A 20,537-nucleotide genomic window follows, 5' to 3' on the forward strand; every position below is an offset into this window, starting at 1 on the left:
TGATCACATTTCATCATTACGGCATTTTGGCAACTTAAAAGTTTCGCAGCTTCACGGGCGGAACTGACTTCTCATTTTTTTGCAGCGGAACCCCTCTTCTCGCCGCTTCCACAAATCGGCTGACGCGAATTGGATCGATCGAATTCTCTCGCTTGCCCTGCCGCTTCAGCGAGCTTGACACAATTACACCATCTGCGACCTGCATCATTTGCGGCACATTTTCCCAATCTGCGCCGCTCCCCACAAATACAGGAGTTCCTTCAGCCGCATCCCGCGCTAATTCCAAGTCCTCTAGGTTAGGTGGATCGCCCGTTGCCCAGCCAGACAGAATCACTGCATCGGCTAATCCACGCTCGATCGTATCTTGTACCGCTGTGGTCAAATTCACCGATCCTAACGGACGAGCGTGTTTCACCAAAACATCTGCAAAAATTTTCACATCGCTGCCCAACTCGCGACGGTAGCGCATCAATTCATGAGCACGTCCTTCGATCAAGCCCTGATCCGTTGCCATAATGCCTGTCCAGACGTTGACGCGGATAAACTGCGCCTGCACACAAGAGGCAATTGCCAACGCACTCTGAGCATCATTCCGCAGCACATTGATCCCGATCGGCAACGTGATCATTTGCTGCAAGCGCTGAATAATCACAGTCATGGCGCTGACCACTGCCGGATCGACGTGATCTTTGGGAAACGGGGCATCAAAGAAATTTTCCACAATAATCCCGTCTACGCCGCCAGCGGCGAGGGCAGTCGCCTCTTGTTCGGCACGATCAAGAACGGTCTTCAAACTACCGCCCCAGCGCGGAGAAGTCGGCAGGGGCAGGAGATGAACCACCCCAATGATGGGGGTTTGGGTTTTGAATATTTGTTTTAAGTCCACAGCGCCTACGGGATCGGCTTTCTAAGCAACGTCAATATAGGAAATGATAACGCGATTCTGTAGGCGAAATGAAGGAAACTGGAAGGAGGAATTTGAAAAAACAGTTATGTTGCTGCATTTATCGACTTGGCAAGAAGTAGAGACGTATTTGACGCGATCGACGGGCATCATTGTTCCGATCGGTTCGACTGAGCAACATGGGCCGACGGGATTGATCGGAACGGATGCGATTTGTGCGGAGGCGATCGCCAAAGGGGTCGGGCAGTCGAGCGATGCCTTAGTTGCGCCAACGATCAATGTGGGAATGGCGCTGCATCACCTGGCGTTCCCCGGCAGCATGAGTTTACGGCCGAGTACGATGATTCTGGTGATTCGGGATTACGTTTCCGGTTTGGCGAAAGCGGGATTTCGCAAATTTTTCTTTATTAACGGACACGGGGGAAATGTTGCAACGTTAAAAGCGGCATTTTCAGAAACGTATGATTATCTATCGGATTCAGGAATTTCGCGCAGTGTTCAGTGTGTGGTGAGTAATTGGTATATGTGCGGCTCGGTGTATAAGCTGGCAAAAGAGTTATACGGGGATCAAGAGGGATCTCATGCAACGCCGAGTGAAGTTGCACTAACTCAGTATGTTTATCCCGAAGCGATTAAATCTGCGCCGTTGAGTGAGCCTGTGGCGAAGGGGCATCGAATTTATGGCGCGATCGATTTTCGCAATCACTACCCTGACGGACGCATGGGGTCGAATCCTGCACTTGCCACTCCCGAACACGGTAAACAATTCTATGAGTTGGCAGTCAAAGAAATTAGCAGTTCATATTTAGAGTTTTTAGCAACGGACTAACTTTTGGGCGGCCAGTCTTCATCTAACACAGAGTCGAGAGAATAAGGACAGTCGATCGAAAACGTCGGCTCAACCCAGGCATTGATATCCGCAATTTCGTGCAGGATCATTTCGTCAAAATGCTGTTAACGCGATTGAGCAAATCTTCCATGGGCATTGGCGGCAGTACAACGGTCGCGATCGCTTCGAGCAGCGGCGTATTTTCGGGCTGATGATTGATGACCACAATCGCAACTTTTTCCCGGAATCGCTTTAAGGGTGAAAGCTGCTCGATCGTGGATTGATCCAAGTCCAAAGCATGAAGCAAGAGTAAATCGATGCTTTGGGTATCGAGCTTTTGTAGGACATCTTGCCACGATCGCGCAATCATGCCGCGAAATCCAGCCGTTTGAAAGTATTGCATCACGGCTTGTAGCCAGTCTGAGCGCTTAGCTTCGGGAGAGCGCAACTTAGCAGAGTTGATCGCCAACACGAACGGTCGCCAAGCAAAGCCTGCTGCCACTTGAATCACTTGCAGCAGTGCGGAAGATTCTGCGCTTTCGTCAACGGGTGCTAAGCAAGGAAACACAGTTAATCCAGGCACTTGATTCGCGGCTTGTGCTGTCACCGGATCGAGCGTGACCAAGGGTAGCGAAGCTAGAAAACTACAGTCTCCTAATAGCTTCAGGTAGCCAATGGGGTCAGAGACCGCCGCATCGAGTAGCACGATATTCGGCTTCCAGACCTGTGCGAGCAGTTCGGCTTGCTCTAGATCGTCTGCTTCGACTACGCGGTAATTCTGGCTGTGCAGCAAAGCATTCAGATCAATCCCTGATCGATTTCCCAACCGATGCAGTTCCCCGTAGCGGGTTGGACTCAGCCGCAAAATCACGATGCTTTGGGGCAGTGGCTCCACGATCGGCGGCACCGATACCTCATCGGGCGTGAGTTGGTTGAGGACTTGCTGAAGCGCTTTCTGCACGATCGGCAATGCTACAAATCCATCGGCTTGATTGCGGTAGGCTTGATCGCGATCGCCACGAGTTCCCGTCACAATCACCGGAATCTCTCGCGTTTCAGGCTCAGCTTTCAGCAGCGTCAGCACGTCCCAACCGGAGAGCGTCGGCAACAGCGGATTGATAAACATTGCACAAGGCTGTAAACGACGGGCTTTTTCGATCGCTTCGGTTCCCGATCGCGCAATCACCACGCGGTATCCTAGCTCGGCAAGCTGTTCTGAAAGCAGTTCGATCGACTTCACTACGGCTTCGACGACTAGAACGAGGCGATTGCTGCTCGATTTCGGGCGAGAAACAGCAATGCGATCGGTGGGATGCGGATGAGTGGGCGGCAGCAGAAGCGTAAATTCGCTGCCCTGATCCTCCTTAGACACAAACGAGACATCGCCACCGTGCAGCCGTGCTAAACGCTGCGTCAGCACTAATCCCAATCCAGCTCCTTCAAATCGACGAGTCATCGGATTCTCAAGCTGCTGAAACTTCTGGAAAATTAAATGCTGCTTTTCAGAAGGAATCCCAATTCCGGTATCCCAGACGGTAAAAGCAATCCAGCCTTCCCAACGACTTACTTTTAAGCCAATTTTGCCAGAAATATCGGTGAACTTTAACGCATTCGACAACAAGTGCACCAGCATTTGACGCAGGCGCAATTCATCTGCAACTAAGGCTTCCAGTCCTGGCTCAATTTCTAGGGTGCATGCTGGCAAAGCTCCGATCGCGTCGAGAACTGTTCTAGTTTCTGGTTTCTCTTCTTCTAAACAGACTTGCTGCGCTTGCTCGATTACTCGATCGCACAGAGACTTCAGGCTGACAGAATAAAAGGTCAGTTCGAGTTGTCCAGTTTCAATCCGCGTCAAGTCGAGAATATCGTTGACGATCGCCATCAGATGCCGCCCACTGCGGTGAATCAGTTGGGCATAGCGAATCTGGCGTTCGTTCAGCGTTCCAGAAAGCTGGTCTTTGAGCAAACTCGATAAGCCGAGAACGGCGGTGAGTGGGGTTCTGAGTTCGTGACTGATACAGGCAAGAAATTCGTCTTTCAGACGATTGAGCTGAATCAGGTCGGCATTTTTGGCTGCGAGTTCTCGCGAAAGCTGCTGTTGTTCCGTGATGTCTTGCGCCAGCACCAGCCAAACACTCTCTTGCGTCGGCCCTTGGGAACGATCGGAGTGCGCTGTCCCTTGCTCAAAGGCTGCCAGTCGAAACGCTGAATCAGAATCTACCGCTGGAATATGCTGGTGTGAGAACAGTTCCCCAAGCGGAATTTTGGCAAACTGTAACACGCGCTCTTGTCCATTTTTTAGCGGACAAACGCAAATACAGGTATTTGGTGCAGAGCCTTTTTGGCAAAGGTTAGCCGTCACAGAGGCAACCACGGGTGCGCTACGGGTTGAGGATTGGACAGCAGGCGCGGCAAGCTCTAAGATCGTGGCTGCATCTCGCTGCACCCAGTTTGGATCGAGGATATCTCCCAGTTGCTCTGCCCACACTTTGTTTTGAGCAATCACCTCTCCAGTTTGGGTTTGCAGCATCAAGGGCAACGGTAGGTGATCCAGAAATTGCATTAACGTTGCGTTTGAGTCAGGTTCAGCGACTGCATCAAAGCGTATAGAGCAATCAACGAGTTCATAGCCAAGTTTGGCAGTCTGAGTTTGAATTTGCTGCTGAAGCTGATTCATTGTAGGTGAGAGCTTCAGGCGCGATCGTTCCAGTTCTGCACAGGTTTCGGCTTTGGCGCGATGCCAGAGGGATTCAGAGGAAACCTTCGGCTTAATCGGCTCGGATTGCAAAAATTCTGACCAGGTGCGTAACACCACGCTATCGACTAATCCGAGAAACTGATGCGCTGCGTTCACCGCTGCCCAATACCGAATCGGACTCGAAAATTCAAGTCCAAGTAAATCCGTCGTGTCCACGATCGTCGGTAGCGGCTCGATCAAAAATTCAAGGTCGCACTCTTCCGCCTGTCCGACCCGAGATAGCAACGCATACGCATGAATTACGCCGATCGGAGACTGCCGCTCATCCACGAACACCAAGCGGTCAGCGTGATATCGCCCCAGCAGTTCGATTACTTCAGCCGAAGTTGCCGACTGCAAACAAACGGGGGCAGGCTCGATGAAATCATGAATCGAGGCTGGATAGATCACCATCGCTTTATCCTGACCGATTCGGCAGAAGATTGCAAATCAGCGTTGTCCTTGATTTTAATCGCTGATCAAGGTCTGATTACGGTTTATCGAGCTGCAAAAGCACTAACTGAAATGGAATTTATATGAGGTTGAGTGCTCACACTCAACTGAAGCGAATTTAAATTTATTTAAGCCTAAATCATGACACAGTGGGAAACCTATATATGAGAGAAAAAGCTTTATGTAATTATAATTAACGGAGCGCCAAACGCTTCAATCTAAATTAGACCTTTGATAAAAGTCTGTGCCCTAACTCTGGCACTTTCTCTTCAACATTTTTGTAGGAAGAATCTTAGAATACGATTTAGCTCCCTTCATTCCATTCAGGTTTTTCGTTTTGACAGTTCCTGTTTCTTCGATCGTGCGTCCGCAGCTTTCGATCGGTGTGTACCTCGATTCCCCTGATCTGACTCGGCTAGTCGAGCAGTCACTTTTAGGCGAGATGCTACAAGACCGCTATGCTTTGTCGATCGCGCAGTCCGAAGCCGATTTTTTCCAACTGATTGAGCACCAAAAACAGCAGCTAGATTGTCTGATTTTAGAGGACGGGCAGAACTTAATGTCTGTCCTAGAGTGGCTCCATACAGCGGCGACCTTGCTTCCGGTTGTGATTGTTCAACCTGAACCACGGCAGATTGACCACAAACTCGCCTTTCTCTACCACACCGCTAAGATCTGGGTGTCACTCGCAGACCTTGATCGCCTCGATATCTCGATTGCTCAAGCGATCGAAGCGTTTTTAGCGTTGTCCCCGATGTGTCAGCTTCCTGACCCGATTACGACCCCGGATTTTACTCGCGATCTGCTCGCGCAGAACTTTCTAATGATGCAACAGCGCCGACTGACCGACAAACTCAAAGAGCGATTAGGCTACTTAGGAATCTACTACAAACGCAGTCCAAAAGTCTTTCTCAAAAACCTACCTCCCAATGAGCAGGCGGAATTTCTAGAGCAGCTTCGGATCGAGTATCGCGTCATTATCTTGAGTTATTTCCAGGACGAGCACGATCTGAATCAACGGATCGACAATTTTGTCAATGCGGCGTTTTTTGCAGATGTGCCTGTGTCGCACATCGTTGAGATCCATATGGAGCTGATGGACGAATTTGCAAAACAGCTAAAATTAGAAGGAAGAAGCGAAGAAATTCTCCTCGATTATCGGCTCACCTTGATTGATACGATCGCCCATCTTTGCGAGATGTACCGTCGCTCAATTCCGCGTGAATCTTAACTTAGAATTCGGATTCTTCAGCCCATCGTGAGCGCTACGCTAGTGTTCATCGCGATCGATTAAAATATGAGTCCTTTGAAAAAAACCTACGTCTTGAAGCTGTATGTTGCCGGCAATACACCAAACTCGGTTCGTGCACTAAAGATGCTGAATAATATTCTTGAAAAGGAGTTTCAAGGTGTTTATGCGCTGAAAGTCATTGATGTGTTAAAGAATCCGCAGTTAGCCGAAGAAGACAAAATTCTTGCAACACCCACATTGGCGAAAATTCTACCCCCACCTGTGCGTAAAATTATTGGAGATTTGTCCGATCGAGAAAAAGTTTTAATTGGACTGGATTTGCTTTATGAAGAATTACGCGAAGAAGAAATTGATGCAGAATAAAACAGCCTGACAACACTGAATCAAACTTTTTAGTTGCAAGTTTTGTGGTAAATAGATGAATCAGTCCCGTTTTAATTCTTTTCATAATTAATAAGGAGCTTGCTCCGTTTGTGTGACATTCTAACCCTATGACTTCGAGCAACCCGATCGAACAACGTAACCCTCCGCAGCTTACCGGTGTCCAGAAAATCCGCACGATGATTGAAGGCTTTGACGATATTAGTCATGGCGGTTTACCGATTGGTCGGACAACTTTAGTAAGCGGCACTTCTGGCACTGGAAAAACGCTGATTGCAGTTCAATTTATTTACAACGGTATTACTCAGTTTGATGAAGCAGGCGTATTCGTCACGTTTGAAGAATCGCCCGCAGATATTATCAAAAATGCCTTTAGCTTCGGCTGGGATCTTCAAAAATTTATTGATGAAGGAAAGCTGTTTATTCTCGATGCTTCTCCCGATCCAGAGGGTCAAGATGTCGTTGGAAATTTTGATTTATCTGCTTTGATCGAACGCATTCAATATGCGATTCGTAAATACAAAGCGAGGCGGGTGTCGATCGATTCAGTGACGGCTGTGTTTCAACAGTATGATGCAGCATCGGTGGTGCGGCGCGAGATTTTTCGCCTAGTGGCGCGGCTCAAACAAGTGGGCGCAACGACGGTTATGACCACAGAGCGCATCGAGGAGTATGGTCAGGTGGCGCGGTTTGGAGTAGAGGAGTTCGTTTCGGATAACGTTGCGATCGTGCGAAATGTGCTGGAAGGCGAACGGCGTAGAAGAACGATCGAGATTCTGAAGCTGCGTGGCACGACGCATATGAAAGGAGAGTATCCGTTCACGATTACGAATCAGGGAATTAATATCTTTCCGTTGGGCGCGATGCGTTTGACTCAGCGATCGTCGAATGTGCGCGTCTCTTCAGGTGTAAAAACGCTCGACGAAATGTGCGGCGGCGGCTTTTTCAAAGATTCGATCATTCTGGCAACGGGTGCAACCGGAACCGGAAAAACGCTGCTGGTGAGCAAGTTTTTACAAGAGGCTTGTACCAGGGGAGATCGGGCGATTCTGTTTGCTTACGAAGAGTCTCGCGCTCAATTATCGAGAAACGCCTACTCTTGGGGCATTGACTTTGAGGAGCTAGAGCAAAAGGGCTTATTGAAAATTATTTGCGCGTATCCGGAGTCGGCAGGACTTGAGGATCACTTGCAGATTATTAAATCTGAAATTGCAGAATTCAAGCCGTCTCGAATTGCGATCGATTCGCTTTCGGCGCTGGCAAGAGGGGTGAGTAATAATGCGTTTCGTCAGTTTGTGATTGGGGTGACTGGATTCGCAAAGCAAGAAGAGATTACAGGTTTCTTCACGAACACTACCGATCAATTTATGGGGTCACATTCGATCACGGATTCGCATATCTCGACGATTACCGACACGATTATCATGCTGCAATATGTAGAAATTCGGGGAGAAATGTCGAGAGCGCTGAATGTGTTTAAGATGCGCGGATCTTGGCACGATAAAGGAATCCGGGAGTATACAATCAGCGATCAAGGGCCTGAGATTAAGGATTCGTTCCGCAATTTTGAGCGCATTATTAGTGGGTCGCCGACTCGGGTTGCGATCGATGAGAAGAGCGATCTGTCTCGGATTACAAAAGGGTTGCGAAGCGAGGATAAGAGTTAACGATCGTCGCCCACAAGGCATGAAACAAAAAAGCGAGGAGATCAATCTCCTCGCTTTTTCATATCAATCAAATCCTTACTTTCCGCCTGCCATTTGTGCGGCGACTTCTGCAGCGAAGTCGGTTTCTTCCTTCTCGATACCTTCACCCAAGACAAAGCGAACAAAGCGACGAATCCGGATATTTTCGCCGAGTTGCGCGATGTTCTGTTTCACCAATTCTTCAACGGTGATATTCGGATCTTTGATGTAAGGAGTGGGCAACAAGCACATTTCATTCAAGCGCTTATCGATCCGACCTTGAACGATCTTTTCCTTAATGTTGTCGGGCTTGCCAGCGATATCATCTTTGCCCATCTCGATCGATTTTTCCCGCTCAACAATTTCTGCCGGGATATCTTCAACGCGGACATACTCTACATTCGCGCTTGCGGCAATCTGCTTGGCAATATTCCGAACTAGCTCTTTGAACGCATCGTTGCGCGCCACAAAGTCCGTTTGGCAGTTCACTTCTACTAAAACACCGATCCGTCCGCCGATGTGAATATAGCTGTCAACCAGACCTTCAGCCGTGATTTTGCCTTCTTTCTTGCCCGCCGACGCAATACCCTTCTTGCGAAGCCAATCGATCGACTTTTCCATGTCGCCGCCGTTTTCGGTCAGCGCTTTCTTACAATCCATCATCCCTGCGCCCGTCTTTTCGCGCAGTTCTTTCACCGCTTTTGCTGAAATGTCTGCCATTTGCCTCAGTTCCCAATGTCTTTAGAGAGGATGGAGGAGAAATATTCTCCTCCACATTGTCCTATGATTCTGCGCTTTCTTCGTCGTCCGAAACTTCAGTTTCGTCGTACTCGTACTCTTCTTCTGCGCCTTCGTAGTCGTACTCTTCCTCGGCTTCGAGTTGACCATGACGACCTTCGTAGATTGCATCCGCTAAGCGTCCGACGATCAGCTTGATTGATCGAATCGCGTCATCGTTTGCCGGAATCGGGACATCAACGGTATCAGGGTCACAGTTGGTATCGAGGAGCGCCACGATCGGAATGTTCAACTTCAGGCATTCTTGAACTGCGTTATACTCCCGACGCTGATCGACCATGATGATCACATCAGGCAGCTTCCGCATATTCTTGATACCGCCCAGATATTTCTGGAGTCGCTCCAATTCCCGACGCAGCACCGATGCTTCTTTCTTCGGCAGCAGATCGAGTCCGCCTGTTTCTTCTCGGCGCTCTAGATCTTTGAGGCGCTCAACGCGGGTTTTGATCGTTGCCCAGTTGGTGAGCATTCCACCTAGCCAGCGCTGGTTGACGTAATATGCGCCGCAGCGACTTGCTTCTTGAGCAATAATGCCCGCAGCTTGACGCTTTGTGCCGATGAATAAGAATTTTTTCCCTTGTTCTGATGCAGTCCGCACATAGTTATATGCGCCGTCCATCAATTGAGCGGTTTGCACCAGGTCAATGATGTGTACACCGTTACGAGCGGTGTAGATGTAGGGACTCATTTTGGGGTTCCATCTGCGGGTCTGATGCCCAAAGTGGACTCCCGACTCAAGTAGTTGAGCCAACGAAACAACTGGCATGAATTGATCTCCTAGTTCGGGTTTATCGTCCATTCAGAAAGCAGCGATTCGTTAGAATGCACCACCCGAAATCCTGAATGTGAGAGTTTTAACAGCTTATCTAGGGTAACACATGAACGGGTTTGATAACCTGGAGGCAGTTTGGGTTTCTAAGGATGGTTGAATGCTTCAGGTTCCGACACAGATAGATGTGCTGATTACGGTTTTGGGAGGAGTGTTAAGCGCGATCGCGGCGTTTCGGGTTCCACGCCGGGAACTCGATCGCGTTCCGCTATCTGGGCTGACATTGCTGTGGATTGTCTATGTGCTGGCTGGCTGGGGGCTTGCTGCTTCGCGGGTGGCGTTTGGCATTTGGGTCTGTGCGGCGCTGGCGGCGCTGGCAGTAGCGGTTGGGTCATCGCTTCAGTTGGGTAGAAGCGGGCTAGTGGTGCTGAGTTTGGCGGGCGTGAGTGCGATCGCAGGAGTGCTGCTGCGGGATCAAAACGCAGAGTTGGCGCGGTGGAGTGCGGCGGGGTTGGTAGCGACAGGCATTTGGCTGTGGGCGGTTGGGGGAGCGAAGTATCGGATGGAACGAGCAGGATTTCGCCGATCGTCTGTGATGCGGACGTTAACGATAATTGGCTGGGAGGGCTTGTGGGTGGGATGGTTGATCAACAAATTTATCGTGCCGCAGGTGGGAACCTGGTTAACGTAGGTCGATCGTGCTCCCGTAGGATTCGCCGAATCGTCCCTGCACTGTAGGTGAATATCGGGGCGATCGTCGTTAGATTGCTATCCAAATCGATAGCCAAATCCGCGAACGGTTGTAATGTATAGCGGTGTACTTGGATCAAGTTCTAGCTTCTCGCGCAACCAGCGAATATGCACATCTACGGTTTTAGAATCACCTAGATAGCTTATTCCCCAAACTTGTTCTAACAGTTGTTCTCGCGAGAGCACGCGGCGCGGGTTGTTCATGAACAGTTCTAGCAGGGAGAATTCTTTGGGGGATAGATTGATCTCCTGTCCCCGCACGAAAACGCGATACTCTTGCAGATACAGTGTGATCTCTTCGTATTGCAAAATCGCCTGTGTTTCGGGTTGGTCTTGCGATCGACGGCGCAGCAATGCTCGACAGCGTGCAATCAGTTCTCTCAGTCCAAACGGCTTGGTGAGATAGTCATCTGCACCGACTTCTAGACCGACAACAATATCAGTTTCACTGGCGCGGGCACTTAGTATCAAAATTGGAACTGTGTTTCCTCGCTGACGCAGAATTTGACATAAATCAAGTCCACTTAAGCGAGGCAGCATGAGATCGAGGATGATGAGTTCGATCGCCGGATCTTCGGGCTTTAGGGATTCAATAATATCAAGTGCGTGCTGTCCATCTCTGGCTGTCAAGACTCGATATCCTTCTTGAGTCAGGGCTGAAGTGAGCGATTCGAGAATGACAGTTTCATCGTCAATCACTAAGATAGAGGCTTGATAAAAACTAGGCGTAATGGATAATCCAGGCGATCGCATAAGTGAGCCAATAACAGCGATCGAGCAAACTGCTCAGAGTTGTCAATCGGTGGAAATTTGAAGAACATTCACAATAAAAAGTAATCTGGAATTGTTGGCGAACAAACCCTTCAATACAATAAACAAACTCGCGATGCTCAAGGTTAATCTGAATTTAAAACTAGATTAAGCTTTAATTGTTCGGAATCATCGAATTTAATGGTTTGATTGTGCTAGAAACACACAATTTGTAATAATCTGTGCTTCACTTGGGAGATTGTTGCTCAGGGCTGAGATAGTTGTGATAGCGGACTTCAAGCTGGTTGATCGATAAATTCTGTGTCCAGTATTCGGTCAGTGCATGACCAAACGCCCAAGCAACCCGATCCGGAGTGGCTGTGTTATCTACAATCAAGTTCCACAGTGATTTAAGGTCAAGTGGAGTTTTAGGTTGTAGCAGTGTGTAGAGATCGTAAGCCATCTGTAGTTTGCCAATGACGATCGGCAATTGTTCGATCGGAATGCGTTCGGCTAAGAGAAATGCAAGCGTAGGTGAACCTGTTGTGATTTCTGAGATGAATCGCAGGATGGGACTTTTTAGAAAGGTAGTTAGACCTTGAGTAGTGGTCATCTGGAAGGTGTAGCGATCGATAATCTTTGCTGCTGCGGCGCTTCGAGCATCGATGTTTCGCATGAATCGAGCAAGCCGGGCTTGTTTAGCGGGATCGATCGTGTTGAGAATCGACATCGATAGGGCATCTACTCCCCAAGGTTCACGATTGTTTCCAAGGGTCACAAGCGGCAGCACAAATGAGCAAACGTGACCTAATACTTCTTGACGGTAAGCAACTGCTTCACGAATTGAGATTTCTTTTGGTCGATCGCCGAATTGCCAGTTGTATGGCGGATTCCATTCGCGAATTGGACGTAAGCGATCAACTTGAGTGACGACCGCAATGGTTGGTAATGAGAGCGATCGTAGTTCACTCAGAAAGTCTAAGTCCATCTGTAAGGCTGGATCGAGTGCAGGTGTGATTAGCAACACTAAATCCGTGTTTCTGGCATAGTCTAATACTCGATCACGTAGTTCAGGACGCTCGACTTGTTCGTACCCGGGTGTGTCCCAGAGTGTAAGTGTATCTCCGGTTTCTGTTTGCCACTGATAGTCTTGAATCTGATCGGTTGAAGGGAGCGCATCAACTTGGGCTTGAGCTTCAACAAACAAAGTATTGATCACACTGCTTTTTCCGGCTCCGGTGCGACCCACTAACAATAGGCTGACAGGTTTTTGTTCGACGACATCCGTTGGATTTGCTTGAGCAATGATGTCTCGTAGGGTTTGAAACTTAGGTGTAGCAGGTTGCCCGATCGTTGTTAATGCTGGGGGAGTTGTGCCACTGTAAAGCGCGATCGCTTGTCGAGCTAAGTTTCGTAATGCGGCTTCTCGCAATAGCTGACTGAGATTTCCGAGTAGTTCTTGTGTAGCTTGATTGCCGCTACGCTGTGTGACGGTTTTAGTGACTGCTACGGCTGGATTTAGTAACCATTGTGCCCAACCCCAAGCCTTCCAAAGTTTTCGGGCGGAGGGTTCAAGTTTTTGATAGATCTCGTAAGCTTGTACTGCTTGTCCTACCGTGACTTGATTTAGCACAGGGGATAGTTGGCGCATCCATTGATCTAAGTCATCGACTGTTCCGCGCAACAATGTGTAGGCTTGCGGAACATAGATGTTTAATAAGGGTTTCTGAGCTTCTGGGTAGTAGACTGATGCGATCGCTCGAATCATGCCCAAACAGCGCTGCCAAAAAGTATTCCAGTCTTCCCAGAGCGGCGAATCAGATTGTGCTTCCGTCAAAATCTTTTGGACTTCGGCTTCAACTTTTCGAGTAACTTCAGTTGCGGGTGAATCCGTTAACTCGGTTGCTTCCTCGGATAGTTCGGCAACAATGGCTTCAACTTGCTGTAAGGCGGGTTGTGTCCATTTAACTAACAACCATCGCCAAGCGAAGAAGATTAATCCGACGATCGCCCAAATCCAGCTAATGCCCCAAGCTTGAATTTGCAAGCCTGCGGCAACAAGTAGAAATCCGACCACAAGCGTGATCGGAAGGGCCAACACAATCCATTGCCAAATCCGCAATCGCACCATAAGAGGACACCAACGTTTGTCTTCTTCAGTGTACAAAAGTGTACAAATTTGGGCGAGTTTTAGAGACTTAGTGAACGATCGTTAATCTTCTTCTCGATAGCCAAATTCAGCCAATCGTACCCGCGATTGTCGCCATTTCGGCAGCACTTTCACAAATAACTCTAGATGCACTTTGCCCTCGATCAGTTTTTGCATCTGTTCGCGAGCCGCAGTACCGATCGTTTTAATCATGCTGCCTCCTTTTCCTAAAAGAATTGCTTTTTGTGAAGGACGCTCGACGTTAATTGCGGCAAAAACTCGTGTCAGCTTCGGCTCCTCGACAACTCTTTCGATCGCGATCGCGACTGAATGCGGCACTTCTTCACGGGTCAAAAGTAGAATTTGCTCTCGGATGAGTTCGCCCATGATGAAGCGCTCTGGCTGATCGGTGACTAAATCGGGCGGATAGTAGTATGGCCCCGGTTCTAGCTTTTCGATGATAGCGGTTTGCAGTGCTTCCATGTGATCGCCTTGAAGCGCTGAGAATTTCGCGATCGTCCAGCCTCTATTTTCTGCTAATTCCCGATACTGTCTATCTAAAGCATCATCAGACTGCTGATCTGATTTGTTTAAACCCAAAATCACAGGTGTTTCCGTTTGCTCCAACAGTTCGGCAACATAGCGATCGCCGCCACCTAGCTCGACTGAGCAATCCACCACAAATAAGACCACATCAACCGCATCGATCGCGCCCTTAGCATTTCTGACTAACACCTGTCCGAGTTGATGATGCGGTTTATGAATTCCGGGGGTGTCTACGAAAATAATCTGAGCCTCAGGCGTGGTGAGAATGCCGCGTAACCGATTGCGCGTGGTTTGTGCGACTGGGGAGGTGATTGCAATCTTTTGACCCACCAGGAAATTCATAATCGTGGACTTGCCAACATTGGGACGACCAATGATGCCGACAAAGCCCGATCGATAATCTTCGGGTGCGGTGGGAATCGTGAAAATGTCTGTTTCTTCTGACATTCCTAAATCTATTCTGTAATCTTGGATACTGTTGGTTTCGATCGTACTAAACTCACAGCTTATTCAGTGTATGAGATTATGGCTGAAGTCAAACGAATCGGAATTTTAACGAGTATCGGCTACTGGAGCTTGATGCGATGCAGACAGTACACTGGTGGTGAAGACTGCGCGTGAACTCGGAATTTATTTGGGAGACTGATGACGGTTATCTTGACGAACGACGATGGCATTGATGCGCCGGGAATTCGGGCATTGTTAAGTGCGGTAAATGGAACCGGAGTGTTGGTTGCACCGAGCGGTCACTATTCCGGCTGTGGTCATCAAGTGACAACGACTCAACCGATTCGAGTGGAAAAACGCAGCGATCGAGAATATGCGATCGCTGGCACTCCTGCGGATTGTAGTCGCATTGCTCTAAACTATCTTTTTCCTGATACAAAACTGGTTTTATCTGGTATTAACGCAGGTGGAAATATGGGCGTTGATGTTTATATCTCTGGAACGGTTGCAGCCATTCGAGAAGCAGCATTTCATCGCGTTCCAGGGATTGCCATTTCGCAATATAAGAAAGGTAAGATTCCGGTGGATTGGAATCGATCGACTAATCTCGCCGCGAAAGTTTTGCAGGAATTGAGCGATCGTTCCTATGAGCCGGGATTCTACTGGAATGTGAATCTTCCCTATGTTGAGCCGGATGCGCCTGATCCGAAAATTGTCTTCTGCGAACCTTGCACACAACCGCTTCCGAGTGATTTTCGCATTGAGGGCGATGATTTTTACTACTGTGGTAACTATGGGGCACGAAAGCGCGATCGAGGTTCTGATGTGGATGTTTGCTTATCGGGTCAGATTGCGATTACACAGTTAAAGGTTTGATTGTTCATTGTTTTCTTCTGCAAGTTGCAGCACTTCCTGATACAGTCGATCGCTCACTCTAAGGTTTGCTTGCTGAATCAAAGCATTTCCAATCGGGCGAACTGAAGTAATTATGGCTTGACGCTTGGCAGCAAGTAAAACACCCATGATCCCGGTAATTCATAGACCTTGGCGTTTTGCTTCAAGCCGTCCGAGGCGTTCGTCGATCAGAATTTGAGTCGCCTGAAGTTCTAATGCAAGCACAATTGCGTTTGCTTCTCCAGGATCGAGATTACGATTGTTTTCCAAAACTAAAACTTTCTGCTGATCAGTGGTAGAACGAACTTCTAACCAAGTCGCAGTTTGAATCGTCTGAGTAACAGGGTGATCAATGCCATTGGCGAGTAGTTCTTGATGAACAACATCAGGGATGACGATCGCGCCAAAAAGCTGTGGAAGCAAATGAATGTAATTCACTACAATCAGATTTGCAATTGGCGACGTATCGCTAACGATGATCACAGTAACCCTAGCTCTTGCAGATTCTTAACATCTTCGTGCAAGTCTTCAACATCATAGTGAATACAAAGGTCACGGCTTGCAAGAAGGGCTTGAAATTCAAGTTGAGTCATGCCCAGAATTTGTGCAGCTTTGCCAAGCGTGAGCTTCTCGCGCTGAAATAGCATCAGAATCAATTCCTGTAGCAGTTCAACTTCGGATAGTCCAGAAGCTTTAATTAATTCGTCAGGGATGAGAAGACTCATAAAAGATGTGAAGAACCTGAACAGGACATCTTCTGCTAGGATTAAACGCAGCAGATTTTTGAAATTATAGCTCTCACCTAGAAGTTAGACGAATCTCTAAGCAAGTGCGATCGCACTTGCCAAATGCTTCTCTAAAGTTGTTTGCGGTAATGCGCCTTGTAAATGGCTCCAAGGCAACACGCGATCGAGTTCCCAGCGATCGAACACATAATGATTCAAATCTGGTAACTGTCCTTTCAGTTCCTTAAATGCTCGCCGATAGCTGCCGAGTGAATCTCCATAGTTACGGACGAGTTCTAAAAACTTAGAAAGTCGGCGATCACCTCGCGATAAGATTGCTTGAATCACAGACCAGTTGTAGCTTTCAGGACGAAAATCAATGCCTTGCGATCGGAGTTGTTTTTGCAGGAATTGTAGGCGTTTTTCGGATTGCGGATTCACACCAAACCATTGAAACGGAGTGTGTGATTTCGGCACAAAGGTACTGCATCCGAGTGTCAGCCGCAAACCTGGAGCCGCTTTTTTCAGCGATCGCATCATTGCAACGGTTTGTTCTAAATCTTCTTGCTCTTCGCCGGGAAGTCCCACCATGCCGTAAAGCTTCAGCGCACTTAACCCGCCTGCTTTGGCGTTGATTGCAGCTTGGGTAATTTCATCAGTTGACAGCTTTTTATTGATAATCTGCCGGATGCGATCGCTGCCACTTTCAACAGCGATCGTGATGGACTTCGCATCGTGTTTCACCAATGTTTGTGTAAGCTTTTCGGTCACAGTATTGGTTCGTACCGAAGATAAGCTTAATCGCACTTGATCAAACTGGGGTTGATTAAGATAGTCCAGTAAGCTCTCAAACTCTGGATGCTGTGTCACCGATGCACCCAGTAAGCCTAATCGATCGGTGTACTTCAAGCCCTGTTCGATCGCTGGAATCAATGAAGCTTCAACATCTGCAATCCGAAACGGTAAGGTGAGATAACTTGCTAAACAGAAGCGGCACATCTCCGGACAACTCCGTACCACTTCGACCATAAAGATATTTTCCCAAGCCGCTTTCTCGGTCACAACAGTCGAAGCAGAAAGCGTATTGCCGCGATAGGTTTGCTTCTGAACTTGAGCGGGAACAGTCGAATCAGTCGGAACAATTGCCGCGATCGCACCCTCTGCACTTTCGTAAGTCACTTCATACAAGCTTGGAACATAGATTCCCGGTACTTGTGCTAGATGCCTTAGTTGTGTGGCGCGATCGGCGTGACGAACTTCTTGATACGCATTGATAAACGCATCCAGCAGAATTTCTCCATCTCCAAGTAAGAACACATCAAAGAAATCTGCAAAGGGTTCAGGATTCGCGGTGAGTACCGGGCCGCCACCGAAGACGATCGGATGCTCATCCGTGCGATCGCGGCTCCAAATCGGAATGTCTAATGATTCCAACAGTCCCAAAATATTGACATAATCCAATTCCCAGGACATCGAAAAGCCCAATAGCTCTGGTTCAGACGGCAAAGATTCATGCACATCCGTAAACAATCGCGCCACATCGAGATCCGATCGTGCTGCCAGCGTTGCCCAAACGACTTGATATCCGAGTGACGTAATTCCGACACTGTATTCGTTTGGAAAAGCAAAGATAAGCGGAACTGCGTCTGCGATCGGTGTTGCAGGCATGAACAATAGGCGTTCGGACGAGAAAGGAGAAGTCACTGGAAAACGATCAAACTCAAATAAGTTGCGCTCCTTCAGCCTAGCACTCGAATGTTGATGCCGTGGGCGGAACTTTAGCGCGATCGCTGATATTCCTGCCAAGCCTGTATCAAATTTCCCTGCATCAATCCAGCAACAGCATTCAACGTATGCAGTTCTTTGAGTTTCGGATCAAGCGCGATCGCAGAATTAATTGCCTTTTGTGCTGCATGAGGACGAAAATCATACAAATTGACAAAAGCAAGATAAGCGTAGGCGATCGGATTTCTGGCATCGAGTTGAGTCACACGCTCAAAAGCGTTGATCGCGGGTTGTACCCGCCGTTTCAAAACATTCGCTAAAGCTAATCCATAAGCGAACTCTAGATTATTCGGTTCCTGTTGTAGTCGGTATTCTAGAATCTGTCTCGCTTGTGTAACGTAATCTTGATTCGGATCGTATTGATTCAGTTGTCCAACTTTTGCAAAGATACGATCGAGCGCCTTAATTCCCTGTGGCATGGTCGCAGCGAGGGCGCGGAGTTGAGTCACGGCATCCACTTCGGGCGATTCGATCGTAGCGGTTGGAGCGATGGTTAAACGCACATCAGGACTGTCGATCGCGTAAGTCGCTTGGGTCTCGCGATTGAGATAGGCAACCGTGAGGGTGTAAACGCCTTCAGTATTCGGAGCCGGTAATGCAGCAATGCTCTCTGTGACTTGGAAAGCAGCGTTATCAGAGTTTGCGGGAGAATGGAGCGTACCGAGCGCGAGCGCGTGATCGTGAAACCATCGCTCTCTAGGCTTTTTAGTGGTATCGTCCGCAATTCGCGTCCAAGTCAGCAACACAGAGCCAGAGCGTAACTGCTTCCAAGAACCTGACCAACGGTAGGTAATCGGCATCGGCTTTCCGGGAGCGGCTTGGTTGGGAATGCGAATTTGTTCGAGTTTGACTTGCTCGGCGGGTTGAGGAGAGTGCGCGACGCGCACGGGTGCGATCAAGCGACGATACAATTCGAGTTTGCTGTTGTCGGGCAGTTCCCAGGACTTGTGCAGCAGGAAATCTGGCCTATGGGCAATCGCTCGGCTGACCGCAGTGTAAGCTTCTGGACGACGAATTGATCCGGCATCGCCTGTTTTTGTCACATACCAGGAGAGCGATCGCGCATCCAGTTCAACCTGCTTTCGATCAGCTCCGACCTGCCGCCCATACACTTGATAATTTCTTAAGATGCCAGCGTAATTCAGATTGTGCTGATTCAATTCTGGGAGCGACGGCAAAACCCCGATCGTACTTTGCAAATATGGTTCTGCACTAATCACTTCATTCACGACATCCGCTTGATGCCAATTACTCGAAAGCACTGCATGACGAGCGTGAGCTGTTTGCAGAAATCGAGGACTGTATTGCATCGGTAATAAATTCGCGATCATAAAAATGGTTGAAAGCACGATCGCGCCCCAGCGAAAAATACGTAAGCGATCGGGAAATAACAGCAATCCTTGTGCGAGTAAAATCGCCAACACAGGTAGCAAGGGTGCGATATAGCGATCGTCTTTGTTCACATTTGCAGAACAAAGAATGTACGCGCCAATCAAAAAGATCAATAACCAGCGAACCGACTGCAACCAAGCGTGATGAATCTCGCGGCGGTATCCCCGTCTGCCCAGACCACCATAATCCGCGATTTTCAGCCATCGCCCGTCGATCCATTCCCACTGTTCTTGGATCACCGATCGCTTCCAGTACAGCAACAATCCCACCAAGCCCACGACGAATAGCGGTACAGAAACTAAAGCGGGTAGAGCCTTGAAGTAATAAATCCAAGCCTCCAGAGTGGTCAACGGTGGATCGCCTTCTGCGATCGCGCTATCTACAGTTGCGCGTTTTCCTGCCGTAAGAGTAATCAGCCAATTCGTTCGATACCAGGGCAAACAGACTAGAGCCGCAATGATGAGACCTAAGACTAATTGCAGCAATCGCTGCCATGCTTTTTTTCTGATTGCGAGAATGCTAAGCCAAACGATCGGTGTAAACAGAAAAAAGAGTGCAGGTTGTTTTGTCAGAAACGCAAGTCCTAATGAAATTCCAAATGCAACCGCATAGAACCACGATCGTAAGGATTGAATCTTTGGAAATGAAAAAGATTGTACGATCGCAAACGATTGCGTAATGGGTACAGAAGCAGCTTGATCACTGCTCGCCGACAAATGATGAGATTTAGGTGTGATTGTTTCTGTTGCCCAGAGTGTCAGACAAAAAAACGTCAGCGTAACGATCGCGACCAGTGGAAAATCGATCAAATAATCTAACCGAACTACATATAATCCAGGCAATATTAGACACAATGCCAACGACCAGACCGCAACTTGAACACTGAATAATCGAACCGCTAATCCATAAACTGATGCAAGTAGAATTGCACTGTATAGCAAATTAACGAGCGTCGATCGATCTTGTCCAGAACCGAATGAATGAATAAATGGTGCAGTAGTTAAATACACAAGTGGTGGCATTTTAGAAGAAAGCAACCAAACGCTTGTCCACCAAGCCTGAGAAAACCAATCCGGCTGCTGAAAAGCCCGCCAAAAGTTCATTGCGCCCGTTAGATATTCGGCTTGATCCCAGGCAGGAATCGATCGATCAACGGCAAACCAAATGCGATCGATCGCCGCCCCAATCGCCCAAGCGATTACCACGACCCAGAAGCCTTTTACCCACTTTTGCTCTTGCTGCTTTGCAATCACTCCCGTCAATCCCAGTTCACTAAAGTCACGGAAATTTG

18 protein-coding genes are annotated in these 20,537 nt (G+C 48.4%); 6 read left to right on the forward strand and 12 right to left on the reverse strand.

The annotated features are described in order from the left end of the window. Positions 1-34: 34 nt before the first annotated feature. Positions 35-886 carry a photosystem I biogenesis protein BtpA gene (gene btpA, locus NC980_RS13280; RefSeq protein WP_190377019.1) on the reverse strand — a complete coding sequence of 284 codons (852 nt, stop codon included), beginning with the start codon at positions 884-886 and terminating at the stop codon, positions 35-37. 106 nt (positions 887-992) lie between these two features. On the opposite strand from btpA, the gene NC980_RS13285 reads away from it, so the two are divergent. After that, entirely contained in the window at positions 993-1,733 is a 741-nt protein-coding gene (locus tag NC980_RS13285) for a creatininase family protein (protein WP_190377020.1), read from the forward strand. 106 nt (positions 1,734-1,839) lie between these two features. Here the strand turns inward: NC980_RS13285 and NC980_RS13290 are convergent, their stop codons facing one another. Then, a complete protein-coding gene (locus tag NC980_RS13290) occupies positions 1,840-4,884 on the reverse strand; it encodes an ATP-binding protein (protein ID WP_190377021.1) in 3,045 nt (1,014 codons plus the stop codon). Positions 4,885-5,260: 376 nt separating this feature from the next. Here NC980_RS13290 and NC980_RS13295 point away from each other — a divergent pair, with 376 nt between their 5' ends. The 3 genes from NC980_RS13295 (at position 5,261) to kaiC (ending at position 8,223) form a co-directional block, all read left to right on the forward strand. Further along, positions 5,261-6,154, forward strand: coding sequence for a circadian clock protein KaiA (locus NC980_RS13295; RefSeq protein WP_242026919.1), 894 nt, complete (start codon positions 5,261-5,263; stop codon positions 6,152-6,154). A 66-nt stretch (positions 6,155-6,220) separates the two neighbouring features. Next, positions 6,221-6,538 (forward strand): circadian clock protein KaiB, encoded by a 318-nt coding sequence (gene kaiB, locus NC980_RS13300; protein WP_190377022.1) that lies wholly within the window; start codon positions 6,221-6,223, stop codon positions 6,536-6,538. Between the two features lie 128 nt (positions 6,539-6,666). Beyond that, a complete protein-coding gene (gene kaiC, locus NC980_RS13305; RefSeq protein WP_190377023.1) occupies positions 6,667-8,223 on the forward strand; it encodes a circadian clock protein KaiC in 1,557 nt (518 codons plus the stop codon). 75 nt (positions 8,224-8,298) lie between these two features. On the opposite strand, the gene tsf is transcribed toward kaiC, so the two are convergent. Together tsf and rpsB are read right to left on the reverse strand one after the other, a co-directional pair. Then, on the reverse strand, positions 8,299-8,961 hold the full coding sequence (gene tsf, locus NC980_RS13310) for a translation elongation factor Ts (RefSeq protein ID WP_190377024.1): 663 nt from the start codon (positions 8,959-8,961) through the stop codon (positions 8,299-8,301). A gap of 61 nt (positions 8,962-9,022) precedes the next feature. Further along, positions 9,023-9,805 (reverse strand): 30S ribosomal protein S2, encoded by a 783-nt coding sequence (rpsB, locus tag NC980_RS13315; RefSeq protein ID WP_190377025.1) that lies wholly within the window; start codon positions 9,803-9,805, stop codon positions 9,023-9,025. Positions 9,806-9,968: 163 nt separating this feature from the next. Between rpsB and NC980_RS13320 the strand changes: the two genes are divergently transcribed. Further along, positions 9,969-10,499 carry a hypothetical protein gene (locus NC980_RS13320; protein ID WP_190377026.1) on the forward strand — a complete coding sequence of 177 codons (531 nt, stop codon included), beginning with the start codon at positions 9,969-9,971 and terminating at the stop codon, positions 10,497-10,499. A 77-nt stretch (positions 10,500-10,576) separates the two neighbouring features. Here NC980_RS13320 and NC980_RS13325 read toward each other — a convergent pair whose 3' ends face one another. The 3 genes from NC980_RS13325 to era form a co-directional block, all read right to left on the reverse strand. After that, a complete protein-coding gene (locus NC980_RS13325; RefSeq protein WP_190377027.1) occupies positions 10,577-11,311 on the reverse strand; it encodes a response regulator transcription factor in 735 nt (244 codons plus the stop codon). 244 nt (positions 11,312-11,555) lie between these two features. Beyond that, complete coding sequence (locus NC980_RS13330; RefSeq protein WP_190377028.1) at positions 11,556-13,439, reverse strand: GTPase; 1,884 nt, start codon at positions 13,437-13,439, stop codon at positions 11,556-11,558. A gap of 81 nt (positions 13,440-13,520) precedes the next feature. Beyond that, positions 13,521-14,450 carry a GTPase Era gene (gene era, locus NC980_RS13335; RefSeq protein ID WP_190377029.1) on the reverse strand — a complete coding sequence of 310 codons (930 nt, stop codon included), beginning with the start codon at positions 14,448-14,450 and terminating at the stop codon, positions 13,521-13,523. Between the two features lie 198 nt (positions 14,451-14,648). On the opposite strand from era, the gene surE reads away from it, so the two are divergent. Beyond that, positions 14,649-15,326: a 5'/3'-nucleotidase SurE gene (gene surE / locus NC980_RS13340; protein ID WP_190377030.1), complete on the forward strand. Its 678-nt coding sequence runs from the start codon at positions 14,649-14,651 to the stop codon at positions 15,324-15,326. Here surE and NC980_RS13345 read toward each other — a convergent pair. The 5 genes from NC980_RS13345 to NC980_RS13365 form a co-directional block, all read right to left on the reverse strand. Then, the gene (locus tag NC980_RS13345) at positions 15,315-15,473 is read right to left on the reverse strand and encodes a DUF3368 domain-containing protein (RefSeq protein WP_199298531.1); all 159 of its coding nucleotides are present in this window, start codon (positions 15,471-15,473) and stop codon (positions 15,315-15,317) included. The two genes, surE and NC980_RS13345, sit on opposite strands and share 12 nt — an antisense overlap. A 12-nt stretch (positions 15,474-15,485) precedes the next feature. Next, complete coding sequence (locus NC980_RS13350; protein WP_199298532.1) at positions 15,486-15,827, reverse strand: DUF3368 domain-containing protein; 342 nt, start codon at positions 15,825-15,827, stop codon at positions 15,486-15,488. Beyond that, on the reverse strand, positions 15,824-16,069 hold the full coding sequence (locus tag NC980_RS13355; RefSeq protein ID WP_190377031.1) for a UPF0175 family protein: 246 nt from the start codon (positions 16,067-16,069) through the stop codon (positions 15,824-15,826). The genes NC980_RS13350 and NC980_RS13355 overlap by 4 nt, the downstream gene beginning before the upstream one ends. A gap of 96 nt (positions 16,070-16,165) precedes the next feature. Then, positions 16,166-17,737: a radical SAM protein gene (locus NC980_RS13360; RefSeq protein ID WP_190377058.1), complete on the reverse strand. Its 1,572-nt coding sequence runs from the start codon at positions 17,735-17,737 to the stop codon at positions 16,166-16,168. Between the two features lie 110 nt (positions 17,738-17,847). Continuing rightward, positions 17,848-20,499 carry a phospholipid carrier-dependent glycosyltransferase gene (locus tag NC980_RS13365; RefSeq protein ID WP_347272611.1) on the reverse strand — a complete coding sequence of 884 codons (2,652 nt, stop codon included), beginning with the start codon at positions 20,497-20,499 and terminating at the stop codon, positions 17,848-17,850. Between the last annotated feature and the right edge of the window lie 38 nt (positions 20,500-20,537).

It is taken from the genome of Leptolyngbya sp. AS-A5 (genome assembly GCF_039962495.1).
Taxonomy (GTDB): Bacteria; Cyanobacteriota; Cyanobacteriia; order Leptolyngbyales; family Leptolyngbyaceae; genus Leptolyngbya.

Excerpts from the sequence above, each read along its gene's own strand:
- NC980_RS13285 (WP_190377020.1), top strand. The coding sequence starts at position 993 with ATGTTGCTGCATTTATCGACTTGGCAAGAAGTAGAGACGTATTTGACG.
- NC980_RS13290 (WP_190377021.1), bottom strand. The coding sequence starts at position 4,884 with ATGGTGATCTATCCAGCCTCGATTCATGATTTCATCGAGCCTGCCCCC.
- kaiB (WP_190377022.1), top strand. The coding sequence starts at position 6,221 with ATGAGTCCTTTGAAAAAAACCTACGTCTTGAAGCTGTATGTTGCCGGC.
- kaiC (WP_190377023.1), top strand. The coding sequence starts at position 6,667 with ATGACTTCGAGCAACCCGATCGAACAACGTAACCCTCCGCAGCTTACC.
- tsf (WP_190377024.1), bottom strand. The coding sequence starts at position 8,961 with ATGGCAGACATTTCAGCAAAAGCGGTGAAAGAACTGCGCGAAAAGACG.
- rpsB (WP_190377025.1), bottom strand. The coding sequence starts at position 9,805 with ATGCCAGTTGTTTCGTTGGCTCAACTACTTGAGTCGGGAGTCCACTTT.
- NC980_RS13320 (WP_190377026.1), top strand. The coding sequence starts at position 9,969 with ATGCTTCAGGTTCCGACACAGATAGATGTGCTGATTACGGTTTTGGGA.
- NC980_RS13325 (WP_190377027.1), bottom strand. The coding sequence starts at position 11,311 with ATGCGATCGCCTGGATTATCCATTACGCCTAGTTTTTATCAAGCCTCT.
- NC980_RS13330 (WP_190377028.1), bottom strand. The coding sequence starts at position 13,439 with ATGGTGCGATTGCGGATTTGGCAATGGATTGTGTTGGCCCTTCCGATC.
- era (WP_190377029.1), bottom strand. The coding sequence starts at position 14,450 with ATGTCAGAAGAAACAGACATTTTCACGATTCCCACCGCACCCGAAGAT.
- surE (WP_190377030.1), top strand. The coding sequence starts at position 14,649 with ATGACGGTTATCTTGACGAACGACGATGGCATTGATGCGCCGGGAATT.
- NC980_RS13345 (WP_199298531.1), bottom strand. The coding sequence starts at position 15,473 with ATGGGTGTTTTACTTGCTGCCAAGCGTCAAGCCATAATTACTTCAGTT.
- NC980_RS13355 (WP_190377031.1), bottom strand. The coding sequence starts at position 16,069 with ATGAGTCTTCTCATCCCTGACGAATTAATTAAAGCTTCTGGACTATCC.
- NC980_RS13360 (WP_190377058.1), bottom strand. The coding sequence starts at position 17,737 with ATGCCTGCAACACCGATCGCAGACGCAGTTCCGCTTATCTTTGCTTTT.